This is a genomic window from Komagataeibacter ossonobensis (genome assembly GCF_057359305.1).
In genome coordinates this window covers 23,783-42,742 of the sequence record NZ_JBXAYQ010000030.1, presented here as the reverse complement: position 1 = coordinate 42,742, position 18,960 = coordinate 23,783, and the positions used below count along the sequence as shown (strand labels likewise).

General features: G+C 63.3%; 18 protein-coding genes. 8 read left to right on the top strand and 10 right to left on the bottom strand.

Features of this window, described 5'->3' with window-relative positions; translation table 11 throughout:
* Window positions 1-39: 39 nt before the first annotated feature.
* Together AC1RQ9_RS14250 and AC1RQ9_RS14245 are read right to left on the bottom strand one after the other, a co-directional pair.
* The gene (locus AC1RQ9_RS14250; RefSeq protein ID WP_485987476.1) at window positions 40-1,473 is read right to left on the bottom strand and encodes a pyridoxal phosphate-dependent decarboxylase family protein; all 1,434 of its coding nucleotides are present in this window, start codon (window positions 1,471-1,473) and stop codon (window positions 40-42) included.
* 97 nt (window positions 1,474-1,570) lie between these two features.
* Window positions 1,571-2,518, bottom strand: coding sequence for a bile acid:sodium symporter family protein (locus AC1RQ9_RS14245; RefSeq protein ID WP_485987475.1), 948 nt, complete (start codon window positions 2,516-2,518; stop codon window positions 1,571-1,573).
* A gap of 88 nt (window positions 2,519-2,606) precedes the next feature.
* On the opposite strand from AC1RQ9_RS14245, the gene AC1RQ9_RS14240 reads away from it, so the two are divergent.
* Window positions 2,607-3,539 (top strand): hypothetical protein, encoded by a 933-nt coding sequence (locus AC1RQ9_RS14240; RefSeq protein WP_485987473.1) that lies wholly within the window; start codon window positions 2,607-2,609, stop codon window positions 3,537-3,539.
* Window positions 3,540-3,754: 215 nt separating this feature from the next.
* Here AC1RQ9_RS14240 and mfd read toward each other — a convergent pair whose 3' ends face one another.
* Window positions 3,755-7,237 (bottom strand): transcription-repair coupling factor, encoded by a 3,483-nt coding sequence (mfd, locus tag AC1RQ9_RS14235; RefSeq protein ID WP_485987472.1) that lies wholly within the window; start codon window positions 7,235-7,237, stop codon window positions 3,755-3,757.
* Window positions 7,234-7,545, bottom strand: coding sequence for an FAD assembly factor SdhE (locus AC1RQ9_RS14230; RefSeq protein WP_193732037.1), 312 nt, complete (start codon window positions 7,543-7,545; stop codon window positions 7,234-7,236). Before AC1RQ9_RS14230 ends, mfd begins: the two co-directional genes overlap by 4 nt.
* Window positions 7,546-7,649: 104 nt before the next feature.
* On the opposite strand from AC1RQ9_RS14230, the gene recG reads away from it, so the two are divergent.
* Window positions 7,650-9,797: an ATP-dependent DNA helicase RecG gene (gene recG / locus AC1RQ9_RS14225; RefSeq protein ID WP_485987479.1), complete on the top strand. Its 2,148-nt coding sequence runs from the start codon at window positions 7,650-7,652 to the stop codon at window positions 9,795-9,797.
* Here recG and acuR read toward each other — a convergent pair.
* A complete protein-coding gene (acuR, locus tag AC1RQ9_RS14220; RefSeq protein ID WP_485987470.1) occupies window positions 9,736-10,461 on the bottom strand; it encodes an acrylate utilization transcriptional regulator AcuR in 726 nt (241 codons plus the stop codon). The genes recG and acuR overlap by 62 nt on opposite strands.
* Here acuR and AC1RQ9_RS14215 point away from each other — a divergent pair.
* Together AC1RQ9_RS14215 and AC1RQ9_RS14210 are read left to right on the top strand one after the other, a co-directional pair.
* Window positions 10,460-10,846, top strand: coding sequence for a hypothetical protein (locus AC1RQ9_RS14215; protein ID WP_485987469.1), 387 nt, complete (start codon window positions 10,460-10,462; stop codon window positions 10,844-10,846). The genes acuR and AC1RQ9_RS14215 overlap by 2 nt on opposite strands.
* Window positions 10,836-11,516, top strand: coding sequence for a cold-shock protein (locus AC1RQ9_RS14210; RefSeq protein WP_010507903.1), 681 nt, complete (start codon window positions 10,836-10,838; stop codon window positions 11,514-11,516). The genes AC1RQ9_RS14215 and AC1RQ9_RS14210 overlap by 11 nt, the downstream gene beginning before the upstream one ends.
* Window positions 11,517-11,814: 298 nt before the next feature.
* Here the strand turns inward: AC1RQ9_RS14210 and smpB are convergent, their stop codons facing one another.
* The 4 genes from smpB to AC1RQ9_RS14190 all read right to left on the bottom strand — a co-directional run bounded on the left by smpB (window position 11,815) and on the right by AC1RQ9_RS14190 (window position 14,924).
* The gene (gene smpB, locus AC1RQ9_RS14205) at window positions 11,815-12,309 is read right to left on the bottom strand and encodes an SsrA-binding protein SmpB (RefSeq protein ID WP_025438569.1); all 495 of its coding nucleotides are present in this window, start codon (window positions 12,307-12,309) and stop codon (window positions 11,815-11,817) included.
* Window positions 12,310-12,312: 3 nt separating this feature from the next.
* Entirely contained in the window at window positions 12,313-13,191 is an 879-nt protein-coding gene (dapA, locus tag AC1RQ9_RS14200; protein ID WP_485987478.1) for a 4-hydroxy-tetrahydrodipicolinate synthase, read from the bottom strand.
* A 153-nt stretch (window positions 13,192-13,344) separates the two neighbouring features.
* The gene (locus AC1RQ9_RS14195; protein ID WP_485987468.1) at window positions 13,345-14,190 is read right to left on the bottom strand and encodes a prephenate dehydratase; all 846 of its coding nucleotides are present in this window, start codon (window positions 14,188-14,190) and stop codon (window positions 13,345-13,347) included.
* Window positions 14,187-14,924 carry a 3-deoxy-manno-octulosonate cytidylyltransferase gene (locus tag AC1RQ9_RS14190; protein ID WP_485987467.1) on the bottom strand — a complete coding sequence of 246 codons (738 nt, stop codon included), beginning with the start codon at window positions 14,922-14,924 and terminating at the stop codon, window positions 14,187-14,189. The genes AC1RQ9_RS14195 and AC1RQ9_RS14190 overlap by 4 nt, the downstream gene beginning before the upstream one ends.
* A 137-nt stretch (window positions 14,925-15,061) precedes the next feature.
* On the opposite strand from AC1RQ9_RS14190, the gene AC1RQ9_RS14185 reads away from it, so the two are divergent.
* The 3 genes from AC1RQ9_RS14185 (at window position 15,062) to serA (ending at window position 17,737) form a co-directional block, all read left to right on the top strand.
* Window positions 15,062-15,565: a c-type cytochrome gene (locus tag AC1RQ9_RS14185; RefSeq protein ID WP_485987466.1), complete on the top strand. Its 504-nt coding sequence runs from the start codon at window positions 15,062-15,064 to the stop codon at window positions 15,563-15,565.
* Entirely contained in the window at window positions 15,565-16,380 is an 816-nt protein-coding gene (locus tag AC1RQ9_RS14180; RefSeq protein ID WP_485987464.1) for an inositol monophosphatase family protein, read from the top strand. Before AC1RQ9_RS14185 ends, AC1RQ9_RS14180 begins: the two co-directional genes overlap by 1 nt.
* 91 nt (window positions 16,381-16,471) lie before the next feature.
* The gene (gene serA, locus AC1RQ9_RS14175; protein WP_193732030.1) at window positions 16,472-17,737 is read left to right on the top strand and encodes a phosphoglycerate dehydrogenase; all 1,266 of its coding nucleotides are present in this window, start codon (window positions 16,472-16,474) and stop codon (window positions 17,735-17,737) included.
* 194 nt (window positions 17,738-17,931) lie between these two features.
* Here the strand turns inward: serA and AC1RQ9_RS14170 are convergent, their stop codons facing one another.
* Entirely contained in the window at window positions 17,932-18,258 is a 327-nt protein-coding gene (locus tag AC1RQ9_RS14170) for a superinfection immunity protein (protein WP_193732029.1), read from the bottom strand.
* A 148-nt stretch (window positions 18,259-18,406) separates the two neighbouring features.
* On the opposite strand from AC1RQ9_RS14170, the gene AC1RQ9_RS14165 reads away from it, so the two are divergent.
* Window positions 18,407-18,913: a hypothetical protein gene (locus AC1RQ9_RS14165; RefSeq protein WP_193732028.1), complete on the top strand. Its 507-nt coding sequence runs from the start codon at window positions 18,407-18,409 to the stop codon at window positions 18,911-18,913.
* The last annotated feature ends 47 nt before the right edge of the window (window positions 18,914-18,960 follow it).

The window sequence follows — 18,960 nt, the reverse complement described above, 5'->3', positions numbered from 1 at the left end:
GGCAGCATCCAGAAACTTTTATTTTTTATTAGCCGTGTTTTAGCCAGCCGTCAGCCGACGGTCCGCAAGTTCCAGCAGCGCATCCAGCATGCGATCCACATCCGCATTGGTGGTGCGGTGGTTGACGATGGCCGCGCGTATGGCCTTGTGCCCGTTGATGACAGTGGTCGAAGGGGCCGCAATCCCGCTTTCATGCAGGTCCTTCACCACCTCCCCATTGAAATGGTCCAGATCAGCCACCGGGGCGATGATGCGGAAGCACACGATGTTCAGCGTAACCGGGGCCAGCAGTTCCAGGCGGGGATTGGCCTCGATCCGGGCTGCAAGATGCCGGGCGATGGCGCAGCAGTTGGCAATCATGTTCCCCATGCCATCCGCGCCATAGGTTCCCAGCGTCATCCACACCTTCAGCGCACGGAAACCACGGGACAGGTCGGGGCCAAGGTCACAGTACCACGGTGCGTTGGTGGCAAGACCACGGTCCTCACGCGCAAGATAGGCGCGCGACTGGGCGAAGGCTGCGGCCTGTGCGCCCGGACGACGGACCAGGATACAACCCGCGTCGTACTGCACCTGCGCCCATTTGTGGAAATCGAAGGCCACGCTATCGGCGCGTTCCAGCCCCCGCAGGCCGGGCCGCAATGTGTCCGACAGCATGGCCAGCGCACCAAAAGCGCCATCGACATGGAACCAGATCTTTTCCCGCGCCGCGATATCGGCCAGCATGTTCAGGTCATCAATCGCCCCGGTATCCACCGTGCCTGCCGTGCCGATCACCATGAACGGTTCCAGCCCCGCCGCGCGGTCACGGGCAATGGCGCGTTCCAGTTCGGGCAGGACCATGCGGTTATCCGCGCCAACCGGAATCACGCGCAGGGCGTCGGTGCCCAGCCCCGTCAGGTCGAACGCCCGCGAAATGCAGCCATGGGCGGTAGCCGCGGCATAGCCCACCAGCCTGCGCGTGCCCACGCCCCTCGCGCGCATGTCCAGACCATCAGGCACGGCGCGGCTGGCGGTGATGACGGCGATCATGTTCGCCATGGATGACCCGGTGACCAGCAGCCCGGTGGTGGTATCGGGAAAACCGCACATTTCGGCGGCCCAGCGGATGATCTCGCGCTCGACTTCGATCGGGGCATGATCCCTGCCGCCGCAATTTGCGTTCAGTCCACCCACCAGCAGTTCCGACAGCATCCCGACCGCCGTGCCGCCACCATGCACCCAGCCCATGAAACCGGGATGCACATTGCCGGTGGAATAGGGTTCGACCAGTTCGCGGAAACGGGCGTACAGTTCTTCCGGTGGGGTGGGATCATGCGGCAGGCCGGTCCGCAACCGCGCGCGCAATGCTTCGGGCATGGGCTGCCAGACCGGTCGGTCGCGCAGGGTAGACAGGCGGTCGATCATGTCATCCACCATCTGGTGGCCAAGGGCGCGCAGCCCATCCCAGTTGTCCGGATCCAGTCCTGTCATCTCTCTCCACCATTCATGCGGTTGCAGGCCCATCCGGCCTGTCTGGCGTGCCTACATACCGGGCCATGCGAACATGCGCGAGGGGGGAATGACCCGATCAGTCCCCGTCCCCGCGCGCGCCCATGCGGCGGGCCAGTGTCGCGCATACGAAAAGCTGGACCTGATGGTAGATCATCAGCGGCAGGACAATCAGCCCGACATCGTTATGCGAAAACAGCACGCTGGCGATTGGTACGCCTGATGCCAGTGATTTCTTGGACCCGCAGAATACAATGGCGATCCGGTCCCCGCGGGGAAAGCGGCCCAGCCGTCCCACCAGCAGGGTCAGCCCCAGCACGATCGCCAGCAGGCCGGCATCCACCACGCCCACACGCCCCAGTTGCAGGCGATGCCACAGCCCCTGGGTCACGGCCTCGCTGAAGGCGGTATAGACCACGACGAGGATTGATCCCCGGTCGGAAAAGGACAGCAGTTTCCTGTGCCGGTGCGCCCATTCCCCGATCCATGGCTGGGCCACCTGCCCCGCGATGAAAGGCACCAGCAGTTGCAGCACGATGGGCATGATCCCCCCACCACCGCTGTCACCATGCCGGCCGAATACGATGCCGACCAGGAGCGGGGTCAGGAAAATGCCCAGTATGTTGGACAGCGTGGCCGAACAGATGGCGGCGGCCACGTTGCCCCGCGCGATGGAGGTGAACGCGATGGACGACTGCACTGTTGACGGCAGGCAGCACAGGAACAGGATACCCGTCCACATGGATGTATCCAGCATGCCCGGCAATATCACGTGCAGCGCCATGCCCAGCAGGGGAAACATGACGAATGTGCATGACAGGATGGCAAGATGGATTCGCCACCCCAGCATCCCCTCCATTACCGCCCGGCGCGACAGACGCGCGCCCTGCAGGAAAAACATGTTCGCGATCATGATTATGGCAAGGATATTGAAGACCTTGACCCCCACCCCGTGACAGGGCAGCACGCTTGCCAGCGCCACGGTGGCCAGCAGGCAGGCCAGAAAGGAATCAATCCGGCGCAGCATGGGCCAATGAGTACAAATGTTTCATCATCGCGATGGGATATCATACCCGATTGCATCAGGCGCGTAATCACGCCAACTTGTGCCGCAAATGAAGAAATTACTCATCACCACCGCCCTGGCGGCCCTGTCCTGCATCGGGTCGGCCCGGGCTTCGGCCCTTCCAGGTACATGCGGCCATGTGCAGGTCGCCAGCAGCCAGCCCCATGGCGACAGCGCCCTTGCCGGGCATGGCTATGATCTGGCGCTGGCGGGGGATGCGGACCAGACGTTTCATGCCACTGACATTGCGGCCAGCGGTACCGGGCTTGGCCCGCAGGCGCTGCGGGATATGGAGGACGTGGCTTCCCTCGTCATGCTTGCGACGCTGACCGGTCATCATTCACAGGGCTGCGCACAGGATTATTTCGTTTCCGCTGCCACCCCCATCATGGACGGGTTGCGCGCGGGACACAGTTATGACCTGACATGGCAGGGTGGCCTGCTGACCAGCGGTCAGACAAAACTGTCTTTCCGCCGCGCGCACCTGCATCTGGCGGGCGCCAAAGGTGACAGCGCCCCGGCCACGCTGACACTGGAAACACAGGGTATTGGCATAACCGGCACGCATAACACGCTGCTGGCCAGTGCATTGCCGCAGCAGGCCACGGCCAATGCATCGATCCCCGGTGATTCGCTGGTGCCGCTGGCTGCCGCCATTACCGGTCATCCATCGGAAAACGTGCGCGTGCCGTTGCATGTCGCATCGCTGAACGCCCAGCGCGGGACCATGCAGATCACGGGTAATGGCGACGCCAACCTGACCGGCAATACCGATGCGTCATCCGCTACGGGCCACATACAGGTGCAGAACCTTGACGCCGTGATCGAGACCCTGCGCAACGCGGGCCAGACGCGGGCAAGTGCTGCGCTGATTCTGGCCAAGCTGTTCGGTCACAAGGCCGCAGGCGGTGGTACGTCATGGGATGTAAGCTGGGAAGGTGGCGTGATGACCGTCAACCACATTCCCCTGCCCATCCGTTGATACGCCAGCAGAAGTAATAGAAGTTTCTGTGGGCCACCTTTTTTCAAAAAGGCGGCGTTCCTTGAAGCTTTTGAAAAAAGCTTCACCAAAAACCTTGATTATGTTCCATGGGCGGGGATACAGGCGGCCCCAGACGATACCTGCTTTCCCTCCCCTTCCCTCGTACTGCCCAAGATACGCACATGTTGCGTATCGTGTGCCGGCGGCTGGCATGTTCAGGCCGGAACGTCTGCATCCTCCCGCGCCAGCCTGACCAGTGCCGTCAGTGCCTTGCGTGCCTGCGTGATCCTCTGGGCGTTGGTCATTTCGCGTATGATTGCCAGCTTGTGGTCAGGACGCAGGCGGACATTGGCTTCCTTCTGCTTTGCAATCCATGCCACCAGCCCCGCCGGGTTGGCAAACGTGTTGCCACGGAACTGGATGACCATGCCCTTGGGGCCGGCTTCCAGCCGTTCCACGCCCGCCTCGCGGCACATGCGTTTCAGGGTGACGACATCCAGCAGGTTGCGCACTTCGTCAGGCAGTGTGCCGAAACGGTCCACCAGTTCGGCTTCCATCGCCTCGACCTCGGCATCATTGGCCAGTGCCGCGATGCGGCGGTACAGACCCAGGCGCACCGGCAGGTCGGTGACATAGCTATCAGGGATCAGCACCGGCAGGCCAAGGATGATGTTGGGCGTCCAATCGCGGTCCTGCAGCTTGCGCCGCCCTTTTTCGGTGCGCAGGTCGGCCACCGCATCTTCCAGCATCTGCTGGTACAGCTCGATGCCCACTTCGCGGATATGGCCCGACTGTTCATCGCCCAGCAGGTTGCCGGCCCCGCGCAGGTCAAGATCGTGGGATGCCAGCGTGAAGCCGGCGCCCAGCGTATCCAGCGTCTGCATGACTTCCAGCCGCTTCTGCGCCGCCGCCGACAGCACATGCGTCTGCGGCCACGTAAGATAGGCATAGCCACGCTGCTTGCCACGGCCTACGCGTCCGCGCAGCTGGTACAGCTGACCCAGCCCGAACATGTCGGCGCGGTGGATGATCAGCGTATTGACCGCAGGCATGTCCAGCCCGCTTTCCACGATGTTGGTGGACAGCAGGATGTCATATTTGCCGTCACTGAACTCGGTCATGACCCGCTCCAGTTCGGTTGGCGTCAGGCGGCCATGGGCCTGTACCAGCCGGGCGTCGGGCACGATTTCGTGCAGGCGGGCTGCCATGCGGTCGAGGTCCTCGATACGCGGCACGACGCAGAACACCTGCCCGCCGCGGAAGCGTTCGCGCTGGATCGCCTCACGGATCACCACGCTGTCGAATGGCATGATGAAGGTACGCACCGCCAGCCGGTCGGTGGGCGGGGTGGCGATCAGGCTCATTTCCCGCACGCCGGTCAGGGCAAGCTGCAGCGTGCGTGGCAGCGGTGTGGCGGACAGTGTCAGGACATGCACGTCCTCCCGCAACGCCTTGAGCTTTTCCTTATGGGCCACGCCAAAATGCTGTTCCTCATCGACGATCAGCAGGCCGAGATCAGCGAACTTGACGGTCTTGGCCAGCAGCGCATGCGTGCCGATCACGATATTGACCGTGCCATCGGCCAGCCCCTTGCGCACGGCGGTGGCTTCCTTGGCCGTGACCATGCGCGAAAGCTGCGCCACGTTGACCGGCAGCCCGGCAAAGCGGGCGGAAAACGTGCGGTAATGCTGGCGGGCCAGCAGTGTGGTCGGCACCACCACCGCCACCTGCGCACCGGACATGGCGGCGACGAAGGCCGCGCGCAGCGCCACCTCGGTCTTGCCAAAGCCCACGTCGCCACATACCAGCCGGTCCATCGGCTTGCCCGACGCCATGTCATCCAGCACGTCGGCAATGGCGCGGGACTGGTCCTCGGTCTCGACAAAGGGGAAGCGGGCGCAGAATTCGTCCCACATCCCGTCCTCTGGCGTAATGGCCGGTGCTTCACGCAGCGCACGTGCCGCGGCCGTGCGGATCAGTTCACCCGCCATGTCGCGGATGCGCTGCTTCATCTTCGCCTTGCGCGACTGCCATGACACGCCACCCAGCCTGTCCAGCGCCACATGGGCCTGATCCGAGCCAAAGCGGCTGAGCAGTTCGATATTCTCGACCGGCAGGAACAGCTTTTCATTGCCGTCATAGATCAGGCGCAGGCAGTCATGGGGCGCCGTGCCCACGCCAATCGTCTCCAGCCCGTCATAACGGCCGATGCCGTAATCCTGATGGACGATCAGGTCGCCTTCGGCAATTTCCGATGCCTCGGATATGAACTGGTCCGCCTTCTTGCGGCGGCGCGGCGGACGGGAAATCCGCTCACCCAGCAGGTCCTGTTCGGATACAAACGCCACGTTGTCCGCCACGAAACCGCGATCCAGTCCCAGCGTCAGCAGGCCGACAGTGCCGGGCTTCAGCTTCTGGGCCTCTTTCCACGTGGCATAGGTCTGCACCGGCAGGCGGTATTCACGCAGCAGCACGCCAATGCGTTCGCACGATCCCCGGCTCCATGCCGTGACATAGGCACGCCTGCCGGTCTGGGACCATTCCTCCACCTTTGCATGCAGCATGGGGAAGACGTTTTCACGTCCCTCGGTCACGGTCTTTGCAAACATCTGGCCGGGCCTGCCGCCCGCATCCATGCCCGGCGCGCCGTCAGGCTGGGCAAAGGGCATGAACACGACGGCCTTGCGGCCCGCAATCATCGCATCCCACCCCTTGCGGTCGAGATACATGAGGTGCGGCGGCAGCGGGCGATAAGGCACCTCGCCTTCGCGCGTCGGCTGCCTGCGGGCGTCATAATGGTCGGCAATCATTTCCAGGCGGGTGACCAGCACCTCTTCCGCCTGGTTGGCCAGCGATATGGACACGCCGGGCAGGTAGTCCACCAGCGTTTCCATCTGTTCATGAAACAGGGGCAGCCAGTGTTCCATCCCCGCGTGGCGACGCCCATCGGATATGTGCTGATATAACGGGTCATTGGCGGCAGCAGGGCCAAACAGGTCGCGCCAGCCGGTGCGGAAACGCGAGATACTGGCAGGATCAAGGCTGAAATCCGCTACCGGCCGCATGGTCAGCCTGTCGACCTTCGCGGTTGAACGCTGGGTACCGGGGTCGAAGCGGCGGATATTCTCCACCTCGTCGCCAAACAGGTCGAGGCGTACCGGTTCGCTGTCGCCTGCGGGGAAAATATCGAAAATACCACCACGGGTCGCAAATTCGCCCTGTTCCATAACCGTGTCGGTGCGGTTGTAGCCATGTGCGATCAGCAGTTCCATCAGGAACGGCGCATCAAGGCTTTCGCCAGCCTTGATGGTGATCGACTGCCCGGCAAAGGCCGCACGCGGCGGCACGCGCTGTACAATTCCCATGACCGTGGTCAGCACGATGCGGGGGGCGGTGGCCTTTTCCAGCAGGCGGGTCAGTGTCGCCACCCGTTCCGCCACGATGGCGGGATTGGGGGAAACGCGGTCGTACGGCAGGCAGTCCCAGCCCGGGAAACGCAGGATTTCCGCCCCCGGCATGACAAAGGCCAGCAGGTCCGCGATGCGCGCCATGGAGGCGTCATCGCGGCAGACATGCAGGACAGGCCCGTCATGGTCGCCTGCCCTGCGCGCCAGCAGGAAAGCGTCATACCCATCCGGCACGCCCCATACGGGAAGTGGTGCGCCGGGTGCGAGTGAGAAACCTGCCGTATCGTTCATTTTCCGCCCCGGATCGCCGCAAGCCGCACGGGGTCGGTGGCGTCGGCCATGATTTCCTTCATCATGGGAGTGTTGAGTTCATCCGGCACCGGGCGACGGCCGCTCAGCCAGTCGGCCAGGTCGGCATCCGGCAGGTCCATCACCGCTTCCAGCGCATCAAGCTGGGCTTCGGTCATACCTTCCAGCCGGGGGGCGACAAAGCCGCCGATCAGCACGTCGGTTTCGTGTGTGCCGCGATGCGTGGCGCGGTAATATATCTTGCGCCGTCGTGTATCGAGGCGCGAGAGGTCTGGCGTTCTGGCTTCCATTGCGTTCCACCCATGATGGTTGTGTTTTGTTCCGTAACGCAGGTGTCCTATAGCCCTGATGCGGGCATCTGTCAGCCCGCATGACAAGCATGCCACCCCGCAGGATGAACCGCCGCGTGTCCGATACCGCCTCCCCGCCCGCCAATTCCCTTCTTGCCCCGCTGCTTGCGGGGGTTGAGACCCTGAAGGGGGTAAAGCCCGCCACGGCAAAGCTGCTGGCGCGGGTGGCCGGTGGCGGGCGGGTGATCGACCTTCTTTTCCACCTGCCGGAATCGGTGGTGGACCGGCGGTACCGGCCTACCCTGCGGCAGGCGGAAACGGGGCGCGTCTGCACCCTGCATGTCACGGTCACGCGCGTCGTGCCGCCAGCGCCCGGTGGCGGCCGGGGCAAGCGGCCGTGGCGGGTTGTCGTGACCGACGGCACGGCGGATGCGGACCTGGTGTTCTTTTCCCCCCATCTGGTCCGCAGGCTGGAAGCGGGACAGGACATATGCGTATCGGGCACGCTGGAGCGCTTTGGCGACCGGCTGAACATGGCCCATCCCGACTATCTGGTACCCGCCGCCCGCATGGCGGAAATTCCGCTGCTGGACCCGGTATGGCCACTGACGGCGGGACTGTTCCCCAGTCAGGTGCGTGCTGCCGTGCGCGCGGCGTTCGATGTATTTCCCCCTCTGCCCGAATGGCAGGATGCCAGCGTGCTGAAACAGCGTAAGTGGCCGGGGTTCGAGGACGCGTTGCGCACGCTGCACCGTCCGTATGACATGCCCGACCTGCTGGAAGGTGACGCGCTGGTGGCCGCATCCGAACGCGCCCGCGCGCGGCTGGCCTGTGATGACCTGCTGGCGCAGCAGGTATCCATGGCACAGGCCCGCAGGCTCAACCGGCTGCGGCCAGGGCGTGCGGTGGTGGGCGATGGCAGCCTGCGCCGCATTGCGCTGTCGCGCTTTGGCCATGAACCCACCACAGCCCAGATCCGCACACTGGGGGAAATCGACGCCGACCTTGCAGCCCCCCGCCAGATGACGCGCCTGCTGCAGGGGGACGTGGGCGCGGGCAAGACGCTGGTCGCCCTTCTGGCCATGCTGGCGGCGGTGGAAGCGGGGCATCAGGCGGCCCTGATGGCGCCGACCGAAATTCTGGCCCGCCAGCATCTTGCCACCTTCCGCAGACTGTCGCCCGTGCCGGTCGCCTTCCTCAGCGGCAGCGTGAAGGGCAAGGCCCGGCGCGAGGCACTGGCCATGATCGCCGATGGTACGGCGCGGCTGGTGATCGGCACCCATGCCCTGTTTCAGGACAGCGTGGTTTTCCATGACCTTGCGCTGGCGGTCATTGATGAACAGCACCGTTTTGGCGTCGAGCAGCGTGCGATGCTGGGCGAAAAGGGCCCGCGCACGGATGTGCTGGTCATGACCGCCACCCCCATCCCGCGCAGCCTGCTGCTGACGCAGTGGGGCGATATGCTGGTCAGCCGGCTGGATGTGAAGCCTGCGGGGCGCAAGCCGGTGCGCACATCATTGCATGCGCTGTCGGCCATGGGGGACCTGCTGGCGGGGATGGAGCGCGCACTGGCGCGTGGGGCGCGGATATTCTGGGTCTGCCCGCTGGTCAGTGAAAGCGAGACAAGCGACATCGCCGCGGCTGAAGCCCGTCACGCTGCCCTGTGCGCCCATTTTGGCGAAGGCGCCGTGGGACTGGCCCATGGCCAGCAGGACATTGCGGTGCGCGAGCAGTCCATTGCCGATTTCGCAGCAGGAAAGACCCGTATCCTTGTGGCGACCACGGTGATCGAGGTGGGCGTGGACATACCCGACGCCACGGTCATGGTCATTGAACATGCCGAACGCTTTGGCCTGGCGCAGCTGCACCAGCTGCGTGGGCGCGTGGGGCGGGGCCAGGCTGAATCCTACTGCCTGCTGCTGCACGATGCGGGACTGGGCCAGACCGCGCGGCGCAGGCTTGCCCTGCTGCGGGAGACGGAGGACGGGTTCCTGATCGCGGATGAGGATTTCCGCCTGCGTGGCGGGGGCGACCTGACGGGACGGCGTCAGTCCGGCCTGCCGGACCTGCGGCTGGCCAGCCCGCTGCATGTGGACATGCTGCTGCGGCTGGCGGCGCAGGACGCGCGGCGCATTGTCGATACGCCACCCGCCGAAGCCCCGCCCGCGCTGCGTGCGCGGATCCCCGCCGTCAGTTTGCTGCTTGAGCTGTTTGCGCGTGCGCAGGCGGTACGGGCGATCCGGGCAGGCTAGACACGGCGGGCGCCCTGGTCCCCAGTTCGGCCGCTGCCTGCGCCAGGAAGAAGGTTGCGAACAGGTCCAGCAGTTCGGCATCATGTTCCATGCGCGCGCGCAGGACCGCCCCTTCCCAGCCGATCCAGAAATAGCGTGACAGACGCGCGCACTGCTTCCGCTGTGCCGCGGTCGGGTTCGGGCCGCATGCCACCAGCAGGCAGTCTGTCACGCGGCGTTCCCACCCTTCCAGAATCGTCAGCAGCAGGCCGTTGAACGAATCGGGCAGCATATCGATTTCCTGTCCCAGGTTGCCGATCAGGCAGCCCCGGCGGAAATGGTGCTTCATCATGCCTGCCCGCGCGTCCTGCATGAAATTGAGCATGCGCTGCAGCGGCGGCGTCGCTCGGTCGGTCAGCCACAGGTCGAGCTTGGTATTGAAATAGGTGGCGTAACTGTCGATCAGGACCTGACCGAAATCTTCCTTGCTGCTGAAGCAGTAGTAGAACGAGCCTTTGGAAATGCCGGTGGCGTTCAGTACATCATCGACGCAGGTGGAAGAAAAACCCTTTTCCGTCAGCAGGCCAACGCCCGCACGGACCAGCATGGCGCGTGTCCCTTCGGGCGCACGGGCAATTTTTGGGGGTCGGCCGCGCCCTCGGCGTGGGGGAAGTGGATTGGGCATGGATCGTTTTCTTACCAATGTGGGGCATGTGAATCGAAACGTTAATTTTTATAATGTGCGAATGCGAGTAAAAATCAAGATTATTCCTGAATTTAATCTGCATCTTTTTGCACGGTTTTTTGCACCCCTGGCCTCACAAACTGTTCACAGATGCAAATTCGTGTGGAAACCAAAGGCCGGAATATGCTTTGGTGTTGTTGATGCCGATGCGATTTATGCTAGGGTCACCGTAGGACAGAGGATGTTTTCCTGCAGCCGCATGCCGCCTGTAACGACGGTCAACGACATGCAGGCAGTCTCTATCCTGCAAACGTGCTTTCATTCGGTGATGTCCCCATGGGGCAGCCACCACCTAGACCTCGGGATTACGACCGTTGAGAAGTAACAGGACCGACCGCAGCTCCCGCTCCCCGCGCCGCGGCGGGTTTGACGATGATTTCATGTCGTCACCTTCATTTGGTGATCGTGGCGCCCCGCCGCCGCGCCGCTCCTTTGGTGGCGGAGGTGGTGGTCCCCAGATCGTCGCATCCGGCCCGGAAATCAGTGCCACTGTAAAGTGGTTCAACAGCGAAAAGGGCTTCGGCTTTGTAGAACTGTCGGACGGTTCGGGTGACGTGTTCCTGCACGCCAATGCCCTGAACCCCACCGGTCATGCGACGGTCGCGCCCGGCACCACGCTGGTCGTGCAGATCGGCCAGGGCCCCAAGGGGCGCCAGGTCGCAAACGTCGTATCCGTTGACGAGAGCACGGCCCAGCCCGAGCGCCCGCGTGCGGCTTTCGGCGCGGCACCCGGTGCGCGTGGCGGGTTCTCCCGCTCCGGTCGTCCCGCCCCTGACCTGTCGCATGCGCAGGACATGCGCGGCACGGTCAAGTGGTACAACGCCACGAAGGGCTTTGGCTTCATCACGCCGGAAAACGGTGGCAAGGACATTTTCGTCCATGCTTCCGCGCTGGAACGCTCGGGCCTGTCCGGCCTGACGGAAGGCCAGACGGCGAACGTGCAGGTTGTCGAAGGCCAGAAAGGCCCTGAGGCAGCAGCACTGTCGGTGGACTGATCCCCTACCCTGTCCCACCCCGTCAGCATGGCGGTGTGGGCAGGATGAACGGATAAAATGAAACAGGGCCATCCCGATTGGGACGGCCCTGTTTTTTATTGTGCATTCTGCGTGCTGTGCGCAGATTAGCCTGCGGCATAGCCTGCTGGGAAAAAATCAATAAAGGCCATCAATTGCCGCCTTTTTCAAAAAGGTGGCAATGCCGCATGGCTTTACCGATAATATCCCTGCCCTACAGGTTGGTTACCGAACGAAACGGGTTTCCGGCCGGACACATCCCCGCCACGCAGGGATGGGATCAGTAATCGCCACCCTTGTTACGGATCAGACGGGCCTTGTCGCGCTGCCAGTCGCGGTCGGCTATGGCCTGCCGTTTGTCGGCTTTCTTGCGCCCCTCACCCACGCCCAGCGTCAGCTTGGCAAGGCCGCGGCTGTTGAAGTGGATGTCCAGCGGTACAAGGGTCACGCCATCACGCGCGACTTCCCCCAGCAGCTTGTCCACCTGCTTCTTGTGCAGCAGCAGCTTGCGCGGGGCACGTGGTTCAAAACGCGACAGTACTCCGCCCTGATATTCGGGGATATAGCTGTTGATCAGCCATATTTCCCCATTGCGTTCACCGGCATAGGCTTCGTTTATGGTGGCGCGGCCCATGCGCAGGCTCTTGACCTCGGGGCCTTTCAGCACAAGGCCCGCCTCCACCGTGTCCACGATGGTATAGTTGAAACGACCTTTGCGGTTCTGGGCTGCGATCCCGGTCGAGATCATGCCGCTGCCCTTGTTCCTGGGTGCCATGGGTCAGTCCAGCAGTCCGACGGCGGACAGGGCGGCCTTGACCTTTTCCCGGCTGGCATCACTCAGCGGGGCCAGCGGCAGGCGGCAGGTTTCCCCCATCAGGCCCAGCACGCTTGCGGCAAACTTGACCGGCACGGGATTGCTTTCGCAAAACAGCGCGTCATGCAGCGGTAGCAGCCGGTCCTGCAGTTCCATGGCTTCCATCACATGACCGTCATTCCAGCTCTGCTGCACCTGCGCGCACAGGGCCGGGGCAACGTTGGCGGTCACGCTGATGCATCCGTCGCCACCGGCTGCCAGGAAGGATACGGCGGTTCCGTCCTCGCCCGAAATCTGGTTGAAGGGCTTTTTCACCGCACGGCGCACCAGCAGCGGGCGCAGCAGGTTGGCGGTGGAATCCTTCACCCCGATGATATTGGGATGCTGCGCCAGCCGCGCCATGGTATCGACCGAGATATCGATGATCGACCGGCCGGGAATGTTGTACAGGATCAGCGGGATGCTGATGGCGTCTGCCACAGCCATAAAATGGCGGTACACCCCTTCCTGCGTCGGCTTGTTGTAATACGGCGTCACCACCAGCACGCCTGACGCCCCGGCCTGCTGCGCCTGCTGGGCCATGGCCACTGCTTCCGCCGTGCTGTTGGACCCCGCGCCTGCAATGACGGGCACGCGCCCCGCCACGGATTTTATGGTGAATTCCACCACCTTGGCATGTTCGTCATGCGTCAGGGTCGGGCTTTCGCCCGTCGTGCCGACCGGTACCAGGGCGGATGCGCCCTGCTGGACCTGCCAGTCGATGAATCGGCCCATGGAGGGCAGATCCAGCGACCCGTCCTCGTTCATGGGGGTAATAAGGGCGGTAATGGAACCCTTGAACATGGTTGTTTCCACCTGGATCCTGTGTCGTGGCTGTGCATGCGCCGGTGGGTCCGGCACGTTGTTTCCTGTGGTCAGCCCCGGGGCATGGGACGGACAATACCGTTATATAGACAATGGCACGGGGGGCAAAACATGCCCGCCATGCCCACCCCATCAGGGTTTGGGCCGGAAGGGCGACGCGGGATAGACGCCCAGGATCTCCTGCTGTTCCGAAAAGAACGAAAGTTCGTCCAGCGCGCGCGCCAGTGGCGGGGCTTCGGGGTGGCCTTCCACATCCATCAGGAACTGCGTGGCCGAAAACGACCCTTCCAGCATGTAGCTTTCCAGCCGCGTCATGTTCACCCCCGCCGTGGCAAGGCCACCCAGTGCCTTGTACAGCGCGCCGGGCTGGTTGTTGACGCGGAACAGCAGCGTGGTCATGAATCCCGGTCCGGGCGGTGGCAGGGTCAAAGGCCTGCGGGATGCGATATAGAAGCGTGTGGTGTTGTGGGCGGCGTCCTCCACATTGCGGCGCAGGATTTCAAGTCCGTTCAGTTCGGCTGCAAGCGCCGAAGCCACGGCCACGTCTTCCTTGCGTCCCCATTCGCGCACCATCTCGGCTGCACCAGCGGTATCGAATTCCACCACCGGGTCCAGTCCCAGTTCGGTAATGATGCCACGCACCTGCGCCATGGCAACGGGATGGGTATGAATACGGCGCGCATCGTCCAGCGTGCTGCCGGGTACACCCAGCAGGCAGTGTTCCACGCGCTGGAAATGTTCCCCCACGATGAACAGCCCCGCCTGTGGCAGCAGCGCATGGATATCGGGCACGCGGCCCGCCAGGCTGTTTTCACATGCCAGCATGGTCAGTTCGGCCCGCCCGTCATGCACGGCGGCAATGGTCTGTGCGAATGTCTGGCACGGCAGCGTGGTCCAGCCCGGTCTGGCCTGTCGGCACGCAAGGTCCGAATACGCGCCGGGTCGCCCCTGAAAGGCGATGATGCGTTCCCCGTTCATGCCCTGACCCCCAGTGTGGTCCGCGCACGTTCCAGGTCGGCAGGCGTATCAACACCGAAGGGTGCGGTGGTGATCCGTGCGCAGCCCATGGTCATGCCGGCTTCCAGCGCGCGAAGCTGCTCAAGCTTTTCACGCTTTTCCAGCCCGCTTTCGGGCAGGCCGACAAAGCGGGCCAGCGCCGCGCGGCGATAGGCGTAAATACCGATATGGTGCCATAGCGGCCCATCCCCCCAGGGTATGGGCAGGCGGGAGAAATACAGCGCGCGCGCCACCTGCGCATCTGGCCCGAAGGTGCAGGCGACCTTGACTACGGATGATGCCATGGCTTCCGCCTGGTCACGCACCGGGGCGACAAGGGTTGCGATATCGGTTCCCGGATCGGCCAGCGGGCGCAGCACGTCGCGCAGGTTTTCGGGCTCAACGCCGGGCAGGTCGCCCTGCAGGTTGATGACGGTATCATGCACGCCCTGCGGGTCCAGTTGCCGCAATGCCTGCCATATGCGGTCGGACCCGGATGGGAGCGCGGGATCGGTCAGGACCGCCGTGCCGCCCGCGCGTTCTACGACATCAGCAATCTCACGCTCTGCCGTGGCGACGGCCACGGGGCCGACAGCGGCGGCATGCGCGCGGTCAAGCACATGGACAATCATGGGACGGCCGGCAATGTCGGCAAGCGGTTTGCCCGGCAACCGGGTCGAGGCCATCCGGGCCGGAATCAGGACAATGGGATTCATGGGATCTGGGTCTGGGCCATCCGTATCTGTGGCGGCGGCGGGGGCCGTCCGCTGCCGTGCATGCTTCACACAGGGCGCGCGGCAGTCTAGGTAAGGAGCGGTTTTCATGCAACCGTATGGGAAGGACGCCCGATTTCATGGACAGTGTACGCCTTAACCAGATCGGGGCCGCCTGCCTCTGCGCAGTCATCGCGGTCGGGGCCAGTTGGGGTATCGCCCATACCACCGTGCCGGAGCAGATCCCGGCAAAGCCCGGCGTGGCCATTCCCCACCCGGTGGCCCCCGCAGGCGCGTCCATTGATGATCTGGTGGCCAGGGCCAGCGTGGAAAAGGGCCATGCCATAGCCGACCGGCAGTGCGCGATGTGCCACAGCATGGCGCCGCAGGGGCCTGCCATTATCGGGCCGGGCCTGTTTGGCGTGGTCGGCACGCATGTGGGCGATATTCCGGGTTATGAATTCTCGGACGGGCTGAAGGCGCACAAGGACGAGACGTGGACCAACGCCACCCTGTCCGTATGGCTGAAATCCCCTGCCGAATACGCGTCGGGCACCAAGATGTCGTTCCCGGGCATTGCATCGGAAACCGAGCGTGCGGACGTGATCGCCTACCTCAACTCCCTCAAGCCGGAGACGAATTGATGACCGCCCTGCCCGCCGGGTTTCCGCGTGCTGCGGTGCTGGAGGCGGCGGGCGCCGCAGCCGATGTCGCGCGTAGCGTGGTGCTGCCATTTTTCCGCCGTGGCGTGCGCGCGGATGACAAGACCGACGCCAGCCCGGTCACCATAGCCGACCGCACGGCAGAGCGCGCGATTCGGGCCGTACTGTCCGAACGCCTGCCCGGTTTTGGCGTGATGGGGGAGGAATTCGGGCTGGAGGGTGGTGACAGCCCGTATCGGTGGGTGATCGATCCGATAGATGGCACGCGTGCCTTCCTGACCGGGCGGCCGACCTTTGGCACGTTGATCGCCCTGCTGCATGACAATGTCCCGGTTCTGGGCATGATCGACCAGCCCGTGACGGGGGAGCGGTGGATCGGCCTGCGTGGTGAGGCCACGCGGTATGTCTCCACCCTGCCCGGCAGGCCGGTCACGCGTGCCTGCGCCGATGTAGGGCGGGCGGAACTGTCATGCACTGCGCCCGAAATCCTTGATGCCCCCCACCGGCCCGGTTTTGACGCGCTGGCTGCTGCCGCCAAGCGCACAAGCTGGGGTGGGGACTGTTACGCCTATGGCCTGCTGGCCCTGGGACAGATCGACATCATCGCCGAATGTACCATGAAGATATGGGACTGGGCCGCCCTTGTGCCCGTGGTGGAAGGGGCTGGCGGGTGCATGACCGACTGGGCTGGCCAGAAGCTGCGCGCTGATGGTGATGGCACGGTCCTGGCGGTGGGGGATGGCGGCCTGCTGCCCCGTGTGACGGGACTGCTGACCCCGGGCATTGCCATAAAGTAACGGCGGTAATTGATCTTTCCCCCTAGCGGGGGCGCGGCCAATCGGATAGGGACGGACCCATCTTGACCGTACAGAAGCGGGAGCACGCGACATGACCAGCCCATCAAACGGACATCTTTCCCTTCCCAAGGACAAGATCCGTATCCTCCTGCTTGAAGGCATTCATGACAGTGCCGTAAAGCTGCTGAAGGACAACGGATACGAAAACGTCACCCGCCTGAAAACGGCGTTGGAAGGCGAAGCCCTGCAGAAAGCGCTGGAAGGCGTGCATATCGTTGGCATCCGTTCGCGCACGCAGCTGACGCGCGAAGTGATCGAGAAGGCTGACCGCCTGATCGCTATCGGCTGCTTCTGCATCGGTACCAACCAGGTGGACCTGAACGCGGCACGCGAAGGCGGTATTCCCGTTTTCAATGCGCCGTACAGCAACACGCGTTCCGTTGCCGAACTGGTCATGGGCGAGATCGTGATGCTGATGCGCCGCATCTTCCCCAAGTCGGAAGAATGCAACGCCGGGATCTGGAAAAAATCCGCCACCAACAGCTGGGAAGTGCGCGGCAAGACGCTGGGTATCGTGGGCTATGGCTCCATCGGGTCGCAGCTTTCCGTGCTGGCCGAAGCCTTCGGCATGCGCGTGTTCTATTACGATGTGATCGACAAGCTGGTGCATGGCAATGCAACGCCGGTCGATACGCTGGAAACCCTGCTGGCGCAGAGCGACGTGGTTAGCCTGCACGTGCCCCAAACCCCGGAAACGGCGGGCATGATTGGCGAAGCCCAGATCCGTGCCATGAAGAAGGGGTCGTTCCTGATCAACAACGCCCGTGGCAACGTGGTGGACCTTGACGCGCTGGCCGCCGCCCTGAAGGACGGCCACCTGCTGGGTGCCGCGATCGACGTGTTCCCCAAGGAGCCGAAGGCGGCTGGCGAGGAATTCCAGACCCCGCTGCGTGGCCTGGACAATGTGATCCTGACACCGCATATCGGCGGGTCCACGGCGGAAGCGCAGGAGCGCATTGGCGTGGAAGTGGCGCGCAAGCTGGTGGAATACTCCGACGTCGGCTCCACGCTGGGCGCGGTCAACTTCCCTACCGTGCAGTTGCCGGAAAATCCGCATGGCACGCGTTTCATGCATGTGCACCGCAACGTGCCGGGCATCATGTTGCAGATCAACGAAATCTTTTCGTCGGAATCCTGCAACGTCACCGCACAGTACCTGCAGACGGCGGGTGAACTGGGTTACGTGGTGGTCGAAGCGGATACCGGACGCGATGTGGAAAAGGACAACCGCATCCTTGACCGCCTGCGCGCGCTCAAGGGCACCCTGCGTGCGCGCCTGCTGTACAAGCAGCAGTAATGCGCGCCTGATTACATCGGGTCGACAAAACGGGGGGCATGCCGGTTGGGCGTGTCCCCTTTTCTATGCCCTGCTGTCCGGGCTTTGGGGAAGCCTGCCTTTGAGGCATCGTGCGAACTGAAAGAAGTTTCTGGTGAAGCTTTTTCAAAAAGTCGGCACCCGAAAACTTTAATTTTTAACAGGACGCCAAGGTGTCAGGGCACGCTCAGGAAGGTTGCCGGTTCGCTACGACGCAGCCGGGCATGGCGCTGGGTGTCGGTTTCCATCACGCAGGCCATGAGCAGTGCAATCACCCACCCGACCCCGGTCATGCCGGTGGCGCAGTTCACCACCGCCACCACCGCCGCATTATGGACCTTGCGCCGACACGCTATGAAGGTCGGCAGCAGGAATACCACCATGCCGAGAGCCATCCCCAGCGCAAGGGCGAGGAGGACAGCCGTGCCGATCTGCAGCCCGGTCCCCTGTATGGACTGCCAGCCACGGTAGACCTCATAGGTGGAGGGAACATGGATATTCATCGCACTTCATGCTAACCCTAAATGCAGGCGTGCCGCCATATCGTATCGCGCGCCGGCCGCAGGCATGCAGCATGAACATGCCGGGTCGTATCCAACTTGTCAGGGTTTTTACAGTGCGCAGTCATGTGTGCCCCAATGGGGACAACCTGTGATCTGGGGTGATTTCCAGGCGGTGATCCAGCTGTCAGCGGGTCTGAATGTCGCCATCCTCAGCTTTGTCGATATCAGCCTGCCCGCCATCAAGGAACGCAGGCGTGTCTTTGCCAAGGCCCGGCAGGAACTGGAACTGCACCGTAGCGGCACTGACCACCAGCACCCGGATGACACGGAGGACTACGCCGCCGCAGTTCAGGAAATGGACCGCAAGCTGTTCCTGTTATGGCAGGAATCCTCCACCTTCATCCGTGAGGAGGAATCCCTTATCCGCTCCACCGGCGTGCTGGGGGTCTTCGGCGCGGTGCTCAGTCTCGGGCTGCTGTGGTATTCAGCCGAGCATTACGGCGGGATCATATCGCTGATGGGGCGGGTGTTGATCATCCTGTCCTTCTGCTCGCTGCTGGGTGCATTCCTCATCAACTTCATGACGGCGTCACAGGCGGGCGTGTTTACCAAGAAGTGCAATGCCATCCGTGATGAAATGCACAAGCGGCTGTAGAAATTATTTTAAAATAAATAGTTTATAAAATAATAAAAATTTTGGGT